Origin of the sequence: Micrococcus lacusdianchii (genome assembly GCF_023155805.1) — a bacterium.
Classification (GTDB): domain Bacteria; phylum Actinomycetota; class Actinomycetes; order Actinomycetales; family Micrococcaceae; genus Micrococcus; species Micrococcus lacusdianchii.
Genome location: NZ_JAKNUW010000001.1, coordinates 187438 through 204005 on the forward strand (window position 1 = coordinate 187438; position 16568 = coordinate 204005).

19 protein-coding genes and 4 pseudogenes are annotated in these 16568 nt (G+C 72.0%); 5 read left to right on the forward strand and 18 right to left on the reverse strand.

The genetic code is table 11. From position 1 onward, the window contains the following. Position 1: 1 nt before the first annotated feature. From MA879_RS12585 to MA879_RS00965, 6 genes and pseudogenes are all read right to left on the reverse strand, one after another. Positions 2-754 (reverse strand): annotated as a pseudogene (locus MA879_RS12585) (metal-dependent hydrolase). Between the two features lie 178 nt (positions 755-932). After that, entirely contained in the window at positions 933-1667 is a 735-nt protein-coding gene (locus MA879_RS00945; protein ID WP_248122484.1) for an LrgB family protein, read from the reverse strand. Then, positions 1664-2026 carry a CidA/LrgA family protein gene (locus MA879_RS00950; RefSeq protein WP_248122486.1) on the reverse strand — a complete coding sequence of 121 codons (363 nt, stop codon included), beginning with the start codon at positions 2024-2026 and terminating at the stop codon, positions 1664-1666. Before MA879_RS00950 ends, MA879_RS00945 begins: the two co-directional genes overlap by 4 nt. Then, positions 2023-2730 carry a GntR family transcriptional regulator gene (locus MA879_RS00955; protein ID WP_248122488.1) on the reverse strand — a complete coding sequence of 236 codons (708 nt, stop codon included), beginning with the start codon at positions 2728-2730 and terminating at the stop codon, positions 2023-2025. The genes MA879_RS00950 and MA879_RS00955 overlap by 4 nt, the downstream gene beginning before the upstream one ends. A gap of 406 nt (positions 2731-3136) precedes the next feature. Then, positions 3137-4357, reverse strand: a complete 1221-nt coding sequence (locus MA879_RS00960; RefSeq protein WP_248122490.1) for a Fic family protein — start codon at positions 4355-4357, stop codon at positions 3137-3139. A gap of 68 nt (positions 4358-4425) precedes the next feature. Beyond that, positions 4426-4701, reverse strand: a pseudogene (locus MA879_RS00965) (GNAT family N-acetyltransferase); the annotation flags it as partial. 110 nt (positions 4702-4811) lie between these two features. On the opposite strand from MA879_RS00965, the pseudogene MA879_RS12590 reads away from it, so the two are divergent. Together MA879_RS12590 and MA879_RS12595 are read left to right on the forward strand one after the other, a co-directional pair. Further along, a pseudogene (locus tag MA879_RS12590) lies at positions 4812-5339 on the forward strand (GNAT family N-acetyltransferase); the annotation flags it as partial. Between the two features lie 147 nt (positions 5340-5486). Further along, positions 5487-5939: pseudogene (locus tag MA879_RS12595) on the forward strand (GNAT family N-acetyltransferase); the annotation flags it as partial. 79 nt (positions 5940-6018) lie between these two features. On the opposite strand, the gene MA879_RS00980 reads toward MA879_RS12595, so the two are convergent. Then, positions 6019-6348, reverse strand: a complete 330-nt coding sequence (locus MA879_RS00980) for a hypothetical protein (RefSeq protein WP_248122492.1) — start codon at positions 6346-6348, stop codon at positions 6019-6021. Positions 6349-6538: 190 nt separating this feature from the next. Between MA879_RS00980 and MA879_RS00985 the strand changes: the two genes are divergently transcribed. Then, positions 6539-6814 carry a hypothetical protein gene (locus MA879_RS00985; RefSeq protein ID WP_248122500.1) on the forward strand — a complete coding sequence of 92 codons (276 nt, stop codon included), beginning with the start codon at positions 6539-6541 and terminating at the stop codon, positions 6812-6814. On the opposite strand, the gene MA879_RS00990 is transcribed toward MA879_RS00985, so the two are convergent. From MA879_RS00990 to MA879_RS01035, 10 genes are all read right to left on the reverse strand, one after another. After that, entirely contained in the window at positions 6774-7298 is a 525-nt protein-coding gene (locus MA879_RS00990; protein ID WP_248122502.1) for an RES family NAD+ phosphorylase, read from the reverse strand. The genes MA879_RS00985 and MA879_RS00990 overlap by 41 nt on opposite strands. Positions 7299-7354: 56 nt before the next feature. Continuing rightward, positions 7355-7699, reverse strand: coding sequence for a DUF6176 family protein (locus tag MA879_RS00995; protein ID WP_248122505.1), 345 nt, complete (start codon positions 7697-7699; stop codon positions 7355-7357). Between the two features lie 97 nt (positions 7700-7796). Then, positions 7797-8717 (reverse strand): Abi family protein, encoded by a 921-nt coding sequence (locus MA879_RS01000; protein WP_248122507.1) that lies wholly within the window; start codon positions 8715-8717, stop codon positions 7797-7799. Between the two features lie 227 nt (positions 8718-8944). Further along, on the reverse strand, positions 8945-9454 hold the full coding sequence (locus MA879_RS01005; RefSeq protein ID WP_248122510.1) for a hypothetical protein: 510 nt from the start codon (positions 9452-9454) through the stop codon (positions 8945-8947). An 11-nt stretch (positions 9455-9465) separates the two neighbouring features. Further along, positions 9466-9882, reverse strand: a complete 417-nt coding sequence (locus MA879_RS01010) for a type II toxin-antitoxin system VapC family toxin (RefSeq protein WP_248122512.1) — start codon at positions 9880-9882, stop codon at positions 9466-9468. Then, the gene (locus MA879_RS01015; protein ID WP_248122514.1) at positions 9879-10112 is read right to left on the reverse strand and encodes a FitA-like ribbon-helix-helix domain-containing protein; all 234 of its coding nucleotides are present in this window, start codon (positions 10110-10112) and stop codon (positions 9879-9881) included. The genes MA879_RS01010 and MA879_RS01015 overlap by 4 nt, the downstream gene beginning before the upstream one ends. Positions 10113-10207: 95 nt before the next feature. Further along, complete coding sequence (locus tag MA879_RS01020; protein WP_248122516.1) at positions 10208-11074, reverse strand: 8-oxoguanine DNA glycosylase OGG fold protein; 867 nt, start codon at positions 11072-11074, stop codon at positions 10208-10210. Between the two features lie 43 nt (positions 11075-11117). Further along, the gene (locus tag MA879_RS01025; RefSeq protein ID WP_248122518.1) at positions 11118-11720 is read right to left on the reverse strand and encodes a DinB family protein; all 603 of its coding nucleotides are present in this window, start codon (positions 11718-11720) and stop codon (positions 11118-11120) included. A gap of 23 nt (positions 11721-11743) precedes the next feature. Further along, a complete protein-coding gene (locus tag MA879_RS01030) occupies positions 11744-12550 on the reverse strand; it encodes an alpha/beta fold hydrolase (RefSeq protein ID WP_248122520.1) in 807 nt (268 codons plus the stop codon). Between the two features lie 5 nt (positions 12551-12555). Then, positions 12556-12930: a hypothetical protein gene (locus MA879_RS01035; protein WP_248122522.1), complete on the reverse strand. Its 375-nt coding sequence runs from the start codon at positions 12928-12930 to the stop codon at positions 12556-12558. 95 nt (positions 12931-13025) lie between these two features. On the opposite strand from MA879_RS01035, the gene MA879_RS01040 reads away from it, so the two are divergent. Continuing rightward, positions 13026-13670 (forward strand): DUF6308 family protein, encoded by a 645-nt coding sequence (locus MA879_RS01040; RefSeq protein WP_248122524.1) that lies wholly within the window; start codon positions 13026-13028, stop codon positions 13668-13670. A gap of 374 nt (positions 13671-14044) precedes the next feature. Continuing rightward, positions 14045-15268 carry an IS110 family RNA-guided transposase gene (locus MA879_RS01045; protein WP_248122526.1) on the forward strand — a complete coding sequence of 408 codons (1224 nt, stop codon included), beginning with the start codon at positions 14045-14047 and terminating at the stop codon, positions 15266-15268. Between the two features lie 232 nt (positions 15269-15500). On the opposite strand, the gene MA879_RS01050 is transcribed toward MA879_RS01045, so the two are convergent. Beyond that, positions 15501-16550: a restriction endonuclease gene (locus MA879_RS01050; protein WP_248122528.1), complete on the reverse strand. Its 1050-nt coding sequence runs from the start codon at positions 16548-16550 to the stop codon at positions 15501-15503. Positions 16551-16568 lie beyond the last annotated feature (18 nt).

A 16568-nucleotide genomic window follows, 5' to 3' on the forward strand; every position in this document is an offset into this window, starting at 1 on the left:
CTCAGAACAGTGCCGCCACCCCCCGAGCGGCGAGCGGGACGAGCCGCACGGCCCGCACCACGGTGAACGCGGTGATCACCGAGACGAGCGCCCACTCCCGCCAGGACCCGGTCCGGCCGAGCAGGGGGAGCCGGAACCGTCCGGAGGACTGCCACCACCACAGGCGCGCGGGGGGCTCCGGGCTGAGCGGCCAGAGCAGGGCCACCCCGTTGTTGGTGAGGGCGTCGCCGAGGATGTGCACGCTCACGCCGACGGCCACGGAGGCGGGGATCCACCACAGCCCGTCGCTGAGGACGGTCGCCGACACCGCGACCAGGATGCCGAGCGCCCACGCGGCCCTTCATCCCCGGTTCGGGAGCAGTCGGAGGGCCTTGGCGGCCACGGCCGCCAGGAACGCGGCGATGACCCCCTGCCCCGGCGTGTAGACGTGCCCCGCGATCGGCACCTGGATGGAGGCGGCCGCCGTCGCGATGGCGGTGAACGCCGCGATCCCCACCAGCGAGTGTGTGCCGCTCCGATGCCCGCCGGCCACGCGGCGGATGCCGCGGCTCATCCACTCGGTCAGGGGCGGCAGGGCGTGGACGACGGTGGCGCGGGGGTGGTCCCAGTCGCTGATCATGGCCGCGCCGGCGGTGGTCACGGCGCCGAGCAGCTGGAGCTCGGCGGGCAGGTGCAGCACGGCGATCGGCGACTGCCAGTGCGTGAGCGCCAGCCAGGCCGCGGCGCCGGTGGCCGCGTGGGACGGGCCCATCATGGGTGAGGTCCGCTCGTTCGCAGGACCGGGCCGCGTCACCGCGCCTGCGAGGGCCGGCGGGCGGCCCGCGGGGAAGGAAGAGGACCAGGCTGGCAGGCGGGGCGGACACGGTAAGGAGGCCGCCGCAGCCGGAGCGGGTCGAGGCGGCTGCCCGGCCGGGGGGCGGCCGCCCGGCCCCTCACCCCGTCATCGCCAGCACCAGCGGGGCCAGCAGGGCGGTGAGCACACCGGAGCAGGCCATGGCGAGGGCGGAGAACGCACCGGTCTTCGGGCCTTCGGCGAGGGCGCGGGCGGTGCCGATGCCGTGGGAGCTCACGCCGATGGCCAGACCGCGCACGCGGGGGTCGCGCACGCGCAGCCGGTCGAGCACCCAGGGGGCGAACACGGCGCCGAGCACGCCGGTGAGCACGGGGAGCACGGCGGCGAGGGAGACGATCCCGCCGCCGGCGTCGGCCACCGCCATGGCGATCGGCGTCGTCGCGGACTTGGGGGCGAACGTGGCGGCCAGCGCGGCGTCCCCGCCCATCGCCCGCACGATCAGCACGGCGCTCACCATGGCGGTCAGCGAGCCGACGGTGACCCCGACGGCGACCGGCAGCAGCAGCTTCCGGATGTCAGGGCCGGCCCGGTAGAGGGGGACGGCGAGGGCCACGGTGGCGGGGCCCAGCAGGAAGGTGAGGTAGCTGCCGCCGATCATGTAGGTCTCGTAGTCGATGCCGGTCAGGGCCAGGAACGCGGCCACCAGCACGATCGTCACGAGCACGGGCGTGAGCAGGGCGGTCTGCCGGGCGGCGAGCCACAGGCGGCGGGAGAGCACGGCGACGGCGAGGGTCAGCGCGACGCCGAACAGCGGTGTGTGCAGGAGCGCGTCCCAGGCCTCGGTGAGGGAATCGGTGAGTTCGGCGGCATTCACCGTGCGTCCTCCTTGTCCGTGAGGCGGCGGGCGAGCGGGGCGGCGACGCCGGCGGTGACCACCAGCCCCAGCAGCCAGGGCACCACGAAGCCGACCAGCATCAGCGCCCGGTGTTCCCCGATGAGGCCCAGCACCGCGACGACGCCGACGCCCGCCGGGACGAACAGCAGCGGCAGGTGCTGGAGCAGGTGATGGCTCGCCGTCATCACCGGCGCGTCCTCGGCCGGCCGGCGCCACGCAAGCAGGCCGAGCAGCAGAAGCATGCCCAGCACGGCCCCGGGGATCGGCAGGTGCAGCGTGTCGGCCGCGAGCGTGCCCGCCAGCTGGCAGAGCAGCAGGATCAGCAGGCCCTCGATCATCGGGGTTCACCTGCCTCGGACGGGCCCACGGGCGGCAGGCCGGGGACGACGCCGCTCCCCGCGGCGTCGAGGTGCGCCTGCAGGGCGCGCTGGGCGTCCGCGGCGCGCCCGGCGGCCAGCTGAGCGCAGATCTCGGCGTGCCCATCGAGGAGGCGGCGGGCGGCGTCGACGGATCCGCCGGTGGCGGCGTGGATCAGGCGGGCCAGGCGGGGGGCGAAGGTGCGCACGACCTCGTCGAAGGCGGCGTTGCCGCACGTGGCGATCACGTCCCGGTGGAACCGCACGTCCAGCGCGGAGAACGCCGCGAGGTCGCCGGCGTCCAGGGCGGCGCGCTGCTGCTCCAGGTTGGCGGCGAGCGTGGCGACGAGGGGCCCGACGGCGTCGGGCCGCGCGGCGACCGTGGCGAGGGCGGTGGACTCGAGGAGGCCGCGCAGGGCCGTGAGGTCGGCCACGCTCTGCGGCGTGAGGGCCTGCACGGCCGCGCCCTTCTTGGGGAGGAGCCGCACCAGGCCCCAGCGCTCGAGCTGGAGGAGGGCCTCCCGGGCCGGCGTCCGGGAGATGCCGGCCTCCGTGGAGAGCTGGACCTCGGTGAGCATCTCCCCCGCGGCGATCTCACCGCGGACGATGCGCCAGGCGACGTCGTGGGCCAGGCGTCCGGCAGCCGTGGCACGACTGCCCCATAAGGGGTCGGAGAGTGGAGTCATGCGGGCCAGGATAATCAGATGCATGCATGGATGTATGCATTGTGTCGGACTCGGAAGGGGTCCGGGTGGGGAGGGGCCCAAGCTGCCGGCGCCTGTCGAAGCGGGCACGCGGGACGGCTGTCAGCCGCGATCTGAGTCCCGAGGCGCTCCAGCAGCTCCTGCGCGCTCGCCGTAGGCACGGCGAGCCGCTCGCGTCCGTGGCGTACGCGGTCCTGCGACAGGACTGGGCGTCCGGCACGACGACGTCGGTCCTTGCCGGGTCGGTGTCCCAGCTGGACCTGGGGTTCGAGACGTACGGCCTGCACCGGGTGGTGGCGCAGATGGACGCCCGCAACCCGATGCCCGCCCGGATGGCCGGGGCACTACATACGGCACTGAGGCTGGTCAACCCTGTAGACCGCCCCCGTCAGCCACGCCGGCCCGCACGCGCGGCGAACTCGTCCAGACAGGCGAGCACCTCGGTGGCCAGCCACACCCGGTTCCGACGCTGAGCGGACACGGCCTGCAGAGCGCCGGCCTCGACAAGCTGGTCCACGGCCCGCTGGGCGGCCGGGCGCGAGACACCCAGCGCCTGGGCCAGATGGTCCACGGTCACGGCGGGTTGCGCGATGATCACCGCGAGCGCCCGCCAGACCGCCGCGTCCCGCCGGGCGGTGAGCCGCTCGCGCCAGCCGGTCAGGGCCTCGTCCAGGTCCGCGACGAGCTCTCGGCCGTTGCCGACGGCGGCCAGGGCGGCCTGTGCGAAGCGGCGCACGATGGGCGCGGGGTCGCCGTCGCGGTAGGCGGTGAGGGCGTCGAAGTATCCGGCCGTGTCCGTGAGGAGTCCCGCGGAGAGGGGCACCCCCATACGGGTGATCGCGCCGGCCCGGTGCAACACGGCGTGCACGAGGACGCGCCCGGTGCGGCCGTTGCCGTCCGCGAACGGGTGGATGGTCTCGAACTGGGCGTGCGCGATGGCGGTCTGCACGAGGGCGGGTACGTCCGTGCGTCGCAGGTAGGCGAAGAGATCGTCCATCCCGGCACGCAGGCGCTCCGGGTGGGGCGGGACGAACTGCGCCGTGTGCGGCGTGGGCGCCCCGCCCCCGATCCACCCCTGCGCATCGCGGTAGGCGCCCGGCCGGGCATGCTCCTGACCGTCCATGAGGGCACGATGGGCGGCCAGCAGGGCGGGCTCGTCCAGGTCGGCGGCCAGCCGGGAAGCAGCGCCCATGGCCCTCACGTTCGCCGCCACGAGCGCTGCGTTCGGGCGGGTGCGTTCGCCGAGAGTCGCCAGGGCGAGGGCTCGCGCGCCCGCGGAGATGTGCTCGATCTGCGAGGAGGACGCGGACTCAGTGCGCAGGAGCACCGCGTCGATCGGGGCGATCTCGCCGGTGAGCCCCGGGAGGGCGTGGCTGATCTCGGCGTCGAAGCGCACGACGGCGGCCGTCGCCTCCTCGACCTCGGTCGCCAGATCGGAGGGCAGGTCGAGCCCGAGTCGGGCGATGCGGGCCGGGAGCGCGGCTCGATACGGGCCCGACGCGCGCACGCGAGCGCGGCGGGTGACGACGCCGACGTCGTCGGGGTCCGCAGTCCAGGGGCGCTGTTCCCAGCCGACGGCCCACGGGGTCGGGCGCGGATCGTTGCTCATGCCACAAACTTACGCAACGTTATGTCTAGAGCGTTGCGTAACTCTGGGCGTCGTGAGGTGGAAAGCCGTCAGCCCCGGGCCCGATGCCCCGAGGCGAGCATCGCGCAAGTGACGCCGTCCACCCAGCAGCGGGTGCGGTGCAGTGACTCCTCCTTGAAGGTGCCCTCGTGGCGCAGGCCGACCTTCTCCATCACGCGCGGGATGGGCGCGTTGTCCGCGAAGGCGTGAGCCTCCACGGGTCGGACACCGAGGCCCGCGAAGGCGAGGTCCAGCAGGGCACAGGCCAGCTCGGTGGCGTGGCCCCGGCCGGCGTGGGCCGGGGCTATGGTCCAGCCGATCTCGGCCTGCGCGTCCCGGGCTTCCTCGCGCGGTGCGCCGCGAGGTCGAGGAGGGGCATGGCCATGGGGTCACGGCAACGGGCGGCGGTGACGTCTCCTCCCCTACTCTTGGCCCCATGGACGTCACCTTCACTCCGCTCGACCCGGCAGGCGCCGACCGGGACGCGCTCGTCGCCCTGCTCACCGAGAACGCGTGGCCGTTCCACACGCGCCCGCGCGTCACCCGGCCGGAGGCGGAGGAGGCCGTCGATGGCGGCGCCTGGGAGGATGAGGACCACCGCGCCTTCTGGATCGAGCATCCCGAGCACGGCCGCGTCGGCGTGGTGCGCCTGGAGGACCTCACGGACCCCACCCCCTTGTTCGACCTGCGCGTGGCGGAGCGGTTCCGCGGGCGCGGGCTCGGCGCGCAGATCCTCACCGCGCTCACCCGGCACGTCTTCGAGACGATGCCCGCGGTGGACCGCTTCGAGGGCCAGACCCGCGAGGACAACGTCCCCATGCTGCGCACCTTCCGCCGGGCCGGCTGGGTCAAGGAGGCGCACTACCGGCGCGGCTGGCCCGTGGACGGCGGCGAGCCGCTCGCGTCCGTGGCCTACGCAATGTTGCGCCAGGACTGGGCGTCCGGCACGACGACGCCGGTCCCCGCCGACGTCGACGCCCCGCCTCCGGCGGGGCGCAAGGAGGGCGCGGCTGCGGGCGGCCGCGCCCCTGACTGGCCGTTGCCCACCGTGCGGCTGACGCTGCGGCCGCACCGGGAGGACGACCTCGGCTGGTTGCAGGAGATGTACACGCAGCCCGAGGTGGTGCGCCACCTGCTGGACGAGCCCTGGGACGAGGTGACCGCGCGGGCGAAGCTGGCCAAGCGGATCACGTGGGACGACCTCGGCGGCCCGTCCGGGGCGGTGTCCCTGGTGGTGGAGCACGCGGGCGTCCCCGTGGGTGACGTGATCCTGTGGCTGACGGACCGCGAGCGCGGTGTCGCGGAGATCGGCTGGGCACTGGATCCGCGGCATGCCGGTCAAGGCTTCGCCCGGGAGGCCGCGGCTGCGCTGCTGGACCTGGGGTTCGAGACGTCTGGCCTGCACCGGGTGGTGGCACAGATGGATGCCCGCAACACGGCGTCCGCCCGACTGGCCGAGACGCTCGGGATGCGTCGAGAGGCACACCACCGGCAGGACCTGTGGAGCAAGGGCGAGTGGACGGACACCCTCGTCTACGCGATGCTCGCGAGCGACCGGGAGTGAGGGGCCATCTATGACGACGAACGGACTTCGACGCTCACCCCATGCAGCTCGAGACCGTGAGGGGATGGACTCGTGAGGCTCACCAGGTGTGCGGACCGAGATCCTCGAGGATCTCCAGGTCGAGAAGCCACTTGTCAGGGCGGGGAGTCTCGGGGAGCACCGGCTCGTAGGCGCCGACGTAGACGACCTCCCCCATGCCGAGGCCGGTGGCCTCCTCCGGCTCAAGGATCGTCAGGTCAGCGTGGCCGGGGACGCGGTCGATCTCGGCGAGCCGCCCCGAGGGCCACACCTCGTGTGCCGCCCTCACCACGGCCCGCACACGACGCAACGGGATCGACCCGGCGGGGCTGCCGTCGTCGTGATAGGTGACGACCCAGCCTGCAGAGGCCAGGGGTCCAGCCTGACTCACTCCCCGGGAAGGCAGCAGGATCAGCTCGTGGACTTCCCCCACGGCGATCGGGTCACCGCTGCATTCCTGCTCCCAGTCCGAGAGCGAGGCGCGGCCGACGGCGCCGACGGTGATGCTGGGGATTGGACTTGAGGCCAGACGAGTGAAGGCCCGGACAACTCACCCTCACCGCGTACATAGGATCGACGCCATGACGCGAACGGGAGCCTTCACCATCGCGGGACTGGCCGCCTTCGCTGTCTCCACCGGCATCCTGGTTCTCCTGCTGATCACGGGCTCGGAGACGCTTCGGGAGACGATGGCCTTCTTCGCCCTGATCATCGGCTGCTACGCACTGTCCGCGCTCTGCTTCGCTGTGGCGAAACGCGTTCTGCTGGCGCTGCTGTCCGGCGCGCTGGCTGTCGTCAGCTTCCCCCTCGCCCTGTTCATCGGGTACGTCGTGGAGATGCTCCAGAGCCAGCAGTGACACCGCCCGGGGCACGCGTCACCCGGGGCGCTCCGCCCTCGTTCCAGCGGAACAGGGTGAGGTGCCACAGCCCGGGGGCCGTGCGGGACGGGTCGATCAGCCCGTGCGCGCCGGCCTCCTCCAGGCGGCGGCGGACCGCCCACGACGACGGCTCCTCCCCCACTTCCGCGGCCGGCTTCCACGGGGCCATGGCGTCGGCGAGGTCGATGCCGAGGGCCGCGAGCGCCTCGGCGTCGCGCAGATCCACGATCCGTTCGGCGTGGGCGTCGAAGGTCAGCAGCTCGCGCGGCGGGGTGGTCGCGTCCGTGTGAGCAACCATGGCCGCGTCCACTCCCTCCGGTGAGGAGCTGAGGTAGAGCGTGGGTGCGTCCGGCGGCGAGTACCGACCGGCGGAGCGGGAGCCGCGAAGGGCGCTATCGACGAACCGGGCGTCCACGGCGCGGTAGAACGTGCCAGCGACCGCGGTGAAGGGCGAGGGGGTCATGAGGTCACTCTGCCGGGGAGACGGGCCGGCTGTCAGCCGGGTTCTGCGCGCCCGCCTCACTCCCCCAGCGGCCGCATGGCCTCCTCGACGCGCTCGGGGCTCATGTGCACCTCGGGGGTGAGCAGCAGGCTGGGCTCGTCGGGGTCGATGCACTCGCCCCAGTAGGCGGCGTGGCGCTCGTCGAGCCAGTGGGTGGAGTCGCTGAGCTCGGCGCCGTCCTCGCCCTGGAGGGTGTACCACCACAGGTACAGGGCGTCCCCGACGGTCTCGGAGAAGATCGTCTCCACGTACATCCGCTCGGGCTCCAGGGTCTCGCGGAACGCCTCGGGGTTCTCCCGCAGGAACGCGATCCACTCGCGGGCGCGCTCCTCCTTGCCGGCGCGGACGCGGAACCTCTCCATTTCGATCCTCACGGGCCGTCAGCCTACAGATCCTCCCGACGACGGCGGCGGGCCGCGGCCGTCTCCCCGGGATGAAGGACTCCCGCACCGGCCGCGCTCATCGGAGGTGACGAGACCAGAACGGATCCGAGGACCAGCCCACCGGAACGCCCATCCCGTGGAGGTTCATCTCGGGCCTGTCATGCAGGAGCTCGTACAGGCGGTCGGCCCAGCGGCTGCGCGGCGAGACCGTGTCCAGAAGGGACTGGAGCGAGACGAGCACCGGGTACAGACGCTGGCGGGACGCCTCGGGAACGGCCTCGGCACCGGAAAGCCACGAGATGGCGGGTGACTTGGGGATCATGGGGGTCACGCCGAGGCCCACATTCCAGAGGCGGCCGTGGTGGGCGCAGATGTTCCGCACGCGCACGTAGACCTGCAGCCACGAGGTGAGCACCGTGTCGGTCGACCCCACGCTGGCCGCCACCGCCACACGATCTGAGCGACGCGCGAGGTTGCGGTACAGGCCCGCCAGCTGCCCGATGGTCAGGGACTCCACCATGAGCCAGGACGGGGGCAGCTCCGGCTTCCGATACGTCATCAGGTAGTGCTCCAGCGCCGAGGGGTGGTGGATCCGGTCGTGACCGGACTCGGCCAACCCCATCAACCGGCCCCGTACCAGGCGGCGGACGATGTCCAGGAGGTCCGCGTGCCGCTGTCGGTCGCGGAAGTGCGCGGCGTCGATGTACCAGTGGGCGTCGTCATAGGTCGTGGACATGTGGTCGGTCAGGGCTGCGCGGACCCCGACTTCCACGCGTTCGAGGGCGTCGAGGCAGTGAAGCCGGAGCTTGCGATCGAAGACGTACAGGTCCAGGACGTCGTCGAACTCGGCACCGGGGGCGAAGGTGTGAGTGGATCGCTCCCCCTGGAAGGGGATCGTGTAGGGGGAGAGCCGGTAGTACCCGAGGTGCCGCAGGTATCGGAGAGCGCGATCCCGGTCCGGAACCACGAGCCCCCGGCTCTCAAGCTGCCCGAGCATCCGCTCGTGGGAGAGCGGAGGCTTTGCGAAGGTCTCCGACCCCCGTGCCCGCATGGTCCGTCCCACTTCACCCTCCCGTTCCGGCACAAAGCGGCGCCAGGCAAAGAAAAATCCCCCAAGTGCGCATCGTGGAGAGGCGTGGGGGATGTAGTGAGTTCAGTGTAGCACCTGAGAACTCCGTGTCGCTGCCAGGCCGATGGAAGGGTCTGGGCAGATCGCCGCGCCCCTCACCGCGCCAGGATCCAGCGGTCCTCGCGGCCGAAGACATGGAGGTCGTCGCACGCGAAGCCGCGCAGCCACGGGACGTGGTCCACGACGCGCAGGTACAGGCCGCGGTGCACGCCGGGCTCGTCGCTGAGGGACGGGCTGAGCACATGCGCGGAGCCGGCGGGCGCGCAGCCGTGCCGGAGCATGGAGTCCGGCGCGTTCGCCTGGCCCAGGGTGGCCAGGCGCAGCAGCGGGGCGACGGCGGGCGGACACTCCCGCAGTCCCGCCGCCGCAACGGCCCGCCGCAGCTCGGGGAGGGTGCCGCCGTCGGGCAGACCGAGCTCGGCAAGCGTGCGATCGACGACGGTCACCCGCTCGGGGACCGCGGCACACACCCGCGCGTCGGCGATCAGGCGCTCAGCGGACTCGTTCATCGCGACCCCTGCCGCGCGCAGGCGGGCGAGGAGGTCGGCCGGATCCTCGGGTGCGAGGTCGAGCGTGAGGGAGTCCCCGGGGAGCAGGCGCGTCATGGCGGCGCCGATCACTCGAAGGGATTGAGCAGCTCGACGCCGGTGTGCACGAAGTCCCTCACGTTGCGGGTGGCGCAGACCGCCCCGTGGGCGCGGCAGATCGCGGCGATCTGGGCGTCCGCCGTGGCGATCGGGAGGCCGCGCTCGCGCCGCCCCTGCAGGACCTCGGCGTACTGGTCGGCCGCGGCGGTATCGAAGGGCAGGACGAGCCCCTGGGCCTCATAGGGGGCGGTGACATCCCGGACGAGCGAGCACAGGCGGTCCTTCCGCGTCCCCTCGGGCAGGCGTCGCACTCCGGCGAGGAGCTCGCCCAGGGTGATGGCCGTGATGGCGGTCTCCACGGTGAGGCCCCGTGCCCACGCCTCGACGCGCCGGTCGCGGGCGGAGCGCATCAGCTCGGAGACCACATTGGTGTCCAGGACGATCATCCGAAGTCGACCGCCCGGGCGTCGTCGCCCCGGGGCGGGATCTCCAGATCGTCGAGGCCGCCGACCTGGTCCGCGGCGGCCATGAGCGCGACGGCGAGCGTGGGACGGCCGACCTCCCGGGTGAGGATGGCGCGCACCTCCGCCTCCATGGAGCGGTCGTGAGACCGGGCCTGGGCGGCGAGTCGCCGCTTCACGTCATCATCGAGTCCGCGCACGATGATCGATGCCATGACGGGCTCCTCCTTCTGAGCGACAGGCCGACTGATATCACTGGATGATAGCAAGCGCCTTCATGGCCCTCCCCCACAACGTCGGCCGGCCGACTTCATGCCTCGTCGGGCGCCCGGTCCTCCGCGTCGGCGATGACGTCCTCGAGCGCCCGCAGGTGGGGTTCGGCGTCGTCCCCGGCGCCCAGATCGGCCAGCACGAGGCGGAGAGCGTCGAGCAGCTCGCCGGCCTCCGGGTCCGCCGCGGCGGCGCTCCAGCTCTCCCGCCAGGACCCCTGGGTGGCGTCCTGCTGCTGGAGGAAGATGAGCCGCTCGACGTCGTCGGCGTCGACGCCGAGCTCCCTGCCCCACGCCTGCATGGCCTCGACGTATGTCCGATACCTGTCGGGATAGGTCCAGCCGTCGCCGATCCGGACGTCGACGTCCTTCGCGTGCTCGGCGAACCAGGCGCGCACAACCGAGTCGAGGACGGGGGCGATGTCGGACCCCCGGTGAGCCTTGGTGAGGAAGGAGAGGTACTTGGTGCCGAAAGCCGCGCCGAGGTGCTTGAGGCAGCCGGCCCCAGTCTTGCGCTGCTGGCGGATATGCTCGAAGGCCGCGGGCCCGCCCTGCTCGAGGGCGATGCGGGTGACGTCGGCGAGCTGGTCCTCGAACCCGGGCTGCGCCATGATGCGCTCCACCCGGGAGGGGCCGTAGCCGACCCGCCCGTACCCCCACACCATCGTGGCGATGAAGGCGTCCCGCTGCGCGGCGCGGTCCTCGGCGGTCACCTTCGCGGCGTAGCCGGTGACAACGGCGCGGGTCAGCGGCTCGCACTCGAGACAGGCAGGCAGGTCGGGCACGTGGGCCGTCCAGTGGTCGATGGACCAGCGGGTGGGCTCGTCGGCGGGCTTGCCGGCGGCAACCCACGTATCGAACGAACGCCGGAGCGCGGAAGGGACGGCAGCAGCAGGGGTACTCGTCATGGCCACAGCGTAGGCCCAGCGTCGGGACGGGCGGCGTGTGCCATCAATTCCGCTTCAGGCCGCCGGTCCCGACCCCCTCCGCGATGGCGGTCAGACGGTCCACGTGGGCGGCCCAGCGGTCGGCGTCCCACGGGGGCAGGTTGTTCCCCGGGGCGCGCAGGCCGGCCTGCCCGTCGATCTGCTCCCGCAGGATGTCCGCATGGCCGGCGTGCCGGGCCTCGTCCAGGGCAACGTGCGTCATGATCTGCGCGAGCGTGACCTCCGCCTTGTCGTCGGGCCACCACGCCACCCGCCCGGGGGCGTCGGCGTCGAGGGCCGTGATGGTCGCGTCCGCGTGGGCGAAGCAGCCGCGGGCGAACTCGAGGACGTCCTCGAGGGACTCACCCTCGGCGGCGAACATGTCCACGTTGTCCTCCTCCGGCTGCCCCGCCGCCGCCCAGGGCAGCTGCACCTCGGCGGGGCGGCCGAACGTCTCGCCGAAGTACTCCAGCTCGATGACGGCGGCGTGCTTGACCAGTCCCAGCAGGTTGGTGCCGGTGGGAGTGCGCGGCAGTCGGGCGTCGCGCTCGCTGAGGCCCTCGAGCTTCTGCAGGAGGGCCGCACGCTGGCGGCGCAGCCCGTCGTGGAGGATCTGCTTGTGGTCCATGGGGTGATCCTGCCCCAGATCAATCAGGCCGCGAACCCCCGCACGAGCTCGGCCACCCGCTCCGGCGCGTCCAGGTGCACGTCGTGCCCCGCGCCGGGCACCTGCACGTGCCGCACCTCCGGGCGCCGCCGCCGCATCTCGTCCAGCTCCCCCGCGGGCACGTACCCGTCCTCCCCGGTGATCAGCAGCGTGGGCGCGGCGATCCGCGCCCATTCCTCCCACCGGGCCCGCTCGTGGAGGGGCCGCAGGGCGGCCTCCAGCACGTCGACGTCGAAGCGCGGCACCCAGCCCGCGTCCGTCTCCTCGAGCCCCTCGGCCCACACCCGGTCGGCGGGTCCGCCGCCGAGGTGGGCGACGGCGTCGTCCGCGGTGGCGAAGGGGACGGGCCAGGCGCGAAACCAGTCGATGACGTCGGCGGTGGCCTCGGGCCCCTCCCCGCCGACACCGCCCTCGATCAGCACGAGTCGCCCCACACGCGCCGGATGGGCGGCCGCGGTGAGCAGGGCGGTGTGCGCGCCCATGGACTGACCCACCAGGGTGAACGTCTCCAGTCCCAGCGCATCGGCCACGGCGACGACGTCGCCCACGTGGGCCGCGCGGCTCAGGTCCGCGGGGCGCCGGGTGCTGGCGCCGTGGCCGCGCTGGTCGAACGCGACGACCCGGCAGGACCCGGCCAGGCGCTCGGTGACCTGCCTCCACTCCCCCGCGTACCCGGCCAGGCCGTGCAGGAAGAGAACCGCCGGCCCGGTGCCGCCGGAGTCGAGGACATGCAGGCAGGTGCCGTCCGAAGTGGTGACGGGGCCCGCGGACCTACGGCCCAGACCTGACACGCGATTCACCCCTCCGCCTCAAACGCGGCACGCCGCTCCGGTGCTGTCGGCAGCGCTTCGGCCATCTGTCGGAAGAAATTGTGCCGCTCCGTGCGCTCAGCCACGGCTTCCCCGCGGTTCTCGTACACGGCGGTGAGGCGAGAACGACGCCCGCCCTCCCCCATGAAGATCAGCCAGTGGTGGGCGGGCTCCTTCGGGAACTTCCCCACGTGGTGCTGCTCCCGCGTGTAGGCGAGCACGCGCTCCGGCGTGGCTGCCACCCGCGATGGCAGCCCCGATGCCTTGTAGGTGTGGCGGATGGCCAGGACGTCGTGCGGGTCGAGGCTGGCGGCCGCTAGGACGGCCCCGAGGGAGAGGACGAAGGGCTGGGTGGACTCCATGGGACCCCATTCTGCCGAGGACCCCTGATCTCCCTTCCGCTGCGATGAGCCCACAGCCACAATCACCGTGACGCCTTCTATTGGAAAAGGAAGCCATGACCGCGCCCCAGCTGCACCTGCCCCGCACCGTCGTCTCCGATCAAACCGAGCGTGCCGTCGACCTCCTCGGGCACTACTTCACGCCCTGCAAGTTCATCGGCAGCCGATGGGACGGGTTCGACCCGAGCGGGACGCGCGCAGCGTCTGCGAACGTGTTCACCTCCGACGACGTCGCCTCCGCCGCCCTGCTGAACACGCCAGTGCCGGGTCATGCGGTCGTGCATCTGCTCATCACCCAGAGGGAGCGCTTCGCTGGGCTATTGGAGGCCGTCGGTCCGGACCGCGACTTCATCGACGTCGACCCGGACCCGTCCGGCAAGGACATGGCACCGGTGTACGAGCTCTACGAGGCGCTGGAAGGCCTCGCTGACGTGGGTCCGACCATCGCTTCCAAGCTTCTTGCGCGCAAACGGCCGCGTCTCTTCCCGATCATCGACTCCGACCTGCGCCGGACCGTCTTCCATGAGACCCGAAAGGACGGTTACGTGGGCCGGGCACTGCTCCATGCGGAGTTCTCCGCCCAGGAGCGGACCATCTGGCAGCACCTCGAGTCCTACCGGTGCGCGGCGGCCCTCCCCGCCGAGGTGACCACCCTCCGCGTCTTCGATGTGCTCGCCTGGATGGAGGCCAAGGCGTACTGAGGCCCGGGCGCGTCTGACAATGAATCCAGGGGTCGGCTGGCCTCCTCGAAGACGTGTCCCGGTTCGAGATGCTCTCCGACGCCCAGTGGGAGTTGATCGCTCCGATGCTCCCAGCCCCCGTTACCTTTCTCGTGGCTCCTCCATCGATCAGGATGAGCAGGTGCCGGCCAGCCGGTCCTCGGCATGATCGTTGCCCCCAGTCGACTGCATGATCCGGGGGGTGTTGTCACCGAGGACCGGTCTGGTGACCACGGATCGCTGATAGAGGCGCGAGCCCCTCACCGGGGCCCTTCGTAACGTGGATGCCGAGCGTGATCACCACTGGAGCTGGCCAGCACACTCATGGCCCCCGCAAGCCCAGGAGGACGACCGCGATGACAGTCCAGCCCCCAGCCGTGTTCATCGGCCTTGACGTCGGCAAGTCCGAGCACCACGCCGTGGCCCTCACCGCGGCCGGGAAGAAGGTCTACGACAAGGCCCTGCCCAACGACGAGACCCGCCTACGCGGCATCCTCGCCGAGCTCACCACCACCTACGGGCCGGTGCTGCTCGTGGTGGACCAGCCGGCCACGATTGGGGCCCTGCCCGTGGCCGTGGCCCAGGCCTGCGAGGGCGTTGAGGTGGCGTACCTGCCCGGGCTGGCGATGCGACGGATCGCTGACCTGCACCCCGGCTCGGCCAAGACCGACGCCAAGGACGCGGCGATCATCGCTGAAGCAGCCCGCACGATGCCCCATACGCTGCGCTCCATCCGAGTCGATGAGGAACAGATCGCAGAGCTGGCCATGCTCGCCGGTTTCGATGACGACCTCGCCGCGCAGATCACCGCGACCTCGAACCGGCTGCGCGGACTCCTCACCCAGATCCACCCGGCGCTCGAGCGCGTGCTCGGGCCCAGGATCACCCACCCCGCCGTGGCAGACCTTCTCGGCCGGTACCCCACCCCGGCGCAGCTGAAGACCGCCGGGGCGGGGCATGTGCGTGCCCGGCTGCGCAAGCACGCCCCACGACTGGCGGGCTCGCTCACGGAGCAGATCTTCCAAGCCCTGGACGAGCAGTCCGTGGTCGTGGCCGGCACGCAGGCCGCGGCCACCGTGGTGCCCATCCTGGCCGAACAACTCGCCGGACTGACCCGTCAGCGGGCCGGACTGGCCTCCCAGGTGGAGGCTGTGGTGGAGGCCCACCCTCTTCACCCGGTCCTGATCTCGATGCCCGGAGTAGGGATCAGGACCGCCGCACGCATCCTCACTGAAGTTGTGGGCAAGGACTTCGTCGATGCCGGGCATCTGGCCTCATACGCCGGGATCGCCCCGGTCACCCGACGCTCAGGGACCTCGATCCGCGGAGAGCACGTAGCCCGGGGAGGAAACAAGCGCCTGAAGCGGGCCCTGTTCCTCTCAGCGTTCGCTTCGCTGTCACACCCGCCTTCCAGGGCGTACTACGACCGCAAACGAGCCCAGGGCAAACGCCACAACCAGGCGCTGATTGCGCTGGCCCGGCACCGCACCGACGTGCTCTACGCGATGCTCCGCGATGGCACCCTGTATCAAGATCCGACCGCCCCGCCAGCACCATCATCAGTCGCTCTCGCGGCTTGACGAAAACCATAGAGGCACCCCCCCCCAACAGGCCGGGAGGGCCGGCCATTCGCCGATGCCCGCACGACGGCGTCACCTCGGGGGTCGCATACAGACCCGCCCCTTCGGAAACTCCACACCGTCCGCTATGACGGCCTTGACGCCACCAGGCGCGGCCCCAGCCCGCCACACCCGGAACACCGACCCGTTCAGCAGCACCCCCGCGCCTCGGCCACCAGCACCTCCGGCGCCGTCACCCCTCGTCCTCCAGCACCCACACCTGCTGCAGCGGGATCCGCGCTCGCGTGGAGGCCGGCAGCCGGTCGTAGGTGAGGAAGAGCTGATCGAGCAGCGCGTCGGCGTCCCAGATGCGCATGGTCGTGCGGTCTCGTTTGAACTCCAGCTCGGCGGGTCGAGTCACCCCACCCCAGGCCACGAGGAGTGCCTGGTCCGCCCGGTGCTGTGTCATCGCAGAGTGCAGCCCCCGCAACACCCGGGAACCGATCGGGGTCGGCTCGGACTTCACCTCCACGATCAGCGTCGGCGCGTCCAGCCCCAGGGGTCCGGTGCCCGCGATGATGTCCACGCCGCCGTCGGGCCCGGGCGGCGAGACCTCACACCGGAAGCCGAGCACCGTGAGGATCTCCGCGACCAGGTGGGTCAGCTCGTGCTCGCGGAACTCCCCGGCCACATGGGCGCGGATACGGTCCCGGATGGCGACGACGGTCGGTGCCGTCTCGGGGTCCGTCACCTCGGTGGTGGCGTGGTCCGCGGGGGTCGCCACCGGACGGGACAGCCCCTCTGTGAACCCGGGGTCGGGCTTCCCTCGAGCAATGGTCTCGAGTCGGCGTTCGGCGTCGTTCCGGCTCGGTTGGAACACGGTGAGGCTGCCATTGAGGGTGTGGACGAGGTCCTGGCCCACCACGGTCTTGGAGACCGGCTCCCCCAGCCAGTCCACCGGCAGGGAGTGGCTCCGGTGCCAGCCAGCCTCGGCCGCGTCGTGGGCGTATGCGCCGGTGACGCGTCCGAACTGCACGTAGCCGGGCTTGGTCTTCAGCGGCAGGATGACGAGGTCACCCGGGCGGATGGAGTCCCGGAATGCCCAGAGCTGGCCGGTGTAGTTGGCCCAGCGCGCAGCGCCGTCGCCGGGAAAGGCGTTCTCCACCCGGGCGCGGACGTCCTCCCGCGCGGCGGTCGAGGTCAGATCCCCGACCTCCGGCCACCCGACGGTCACCCGCCCATGTTCGATGTTCCAGTGTTCGTTCTCCCCGCGCTGTCCCGCGCGGACCACCCATGCGTTCACCGTCGCTCCTCTCCGGCC

Coding starts and splice junctions, on each gene's coding strand:
- MA879_RS01000 (WP_248122507.1), bottom strand. CDS start 8,717: ATGCTCGGGCAGCTTGAGAGCCGGGGGCTCGTGGTTCCGGACCGGGAT.
- MA879_RS00960 (WP_248122490.1), bottom strand. CDS start 4,357: ATGAGCAACGATCCGCGCCCGACCCCGTGGGCCGTCGGCTGGGAACAG.
- MA879_RS01035 (WP_248122522.1), bottom strand. CDS start 12,930: ATGGAGTCCACCCAGCCCTTCGTCCTCTCCCTCGGGGCCGTCCTAGCG.
- MA879_RS01005 (WP_248122510.1), bottom strand. CDS start 9,454: ATGACGCGCCTGCTCCCCGGGGACTCCCTCACGCTCGACCTCGCACCC.
- MA879_RS00955 (WP_248122488.1), bottom strand. CDS start 2,730: ATGACTCCACTCTCCGACCCCTTATGGGGCAGTCGTGCCACGGCTGCC.
- MA879_RS00990 (WP_248122502.1), bottom strand. CDS start 7,298: ATGACCCCCTCGCCCTTCACCGCGGTCGCTGGCACGTTCTACCGCGCC.
- MA879_RS01025 (WP_248122518.1), bottom strand. CDS start 11,720: ATGGACCACAAGCAGATCCTCCACGACGGGCTGCGCCGCCAGCGTGCG.
- MA879_RS00985 (WP_248122500.1), top strand. CDS start 6,539: ATGACGCGAACGGGAGCCTTCACCATCGCGGGACTGGCCGCCTTCGCT.
- MA879_RS00950 (WP_248122486.1), bottom strand. CDS start 2,026: ATGATCGAGGGCCTGCTGATCCTGCTGCTCTGCCAGCTGGCGGGCACG.
- MA879_RS01040 (WP_248122524.1), top strand. CDS start 13,026: ATGACCGCGCCCCAGCTGCACCTGCCCCGCACCGTCGTCTCCGATCAA.
- MA879_RS01010 (WP_248122512.1), bottom strand. CDS start 9,882: ATGATCGTCCTGGACACCAATGTGGTCTCCGAGCTGATGCGCTCCGCC.
- MA879_RS01045 (WP_248122526.1), top strand. CDS start 14,045: ATGACAGTCCAGCCCCCAGCCGTGTTCATCGGCCTTGACGTCGGCAAG.
- MA879_RS01020 (WP_248122516.1), bottom strand. CDS start 11,074: ATGACGAGTACCCCTGCTGCTGCCGTCCCTTCCGCGCTCCGGCGTTCG.
- MA879_RS01015 (WP_248122514.1), bottom strand. CDS start 10,112: ATGGCATCGATCATCGTGCGCGGACTCGATGATGACGTGAAGCGGCGA.
- MA879_RS00995 (WP_248122505.1), bottom strand. CDS start 7,699: ATGGAGAGGTTCCGCGTCCGCGCCGGCAAGGAGGAGCGCGCCCGCGAG.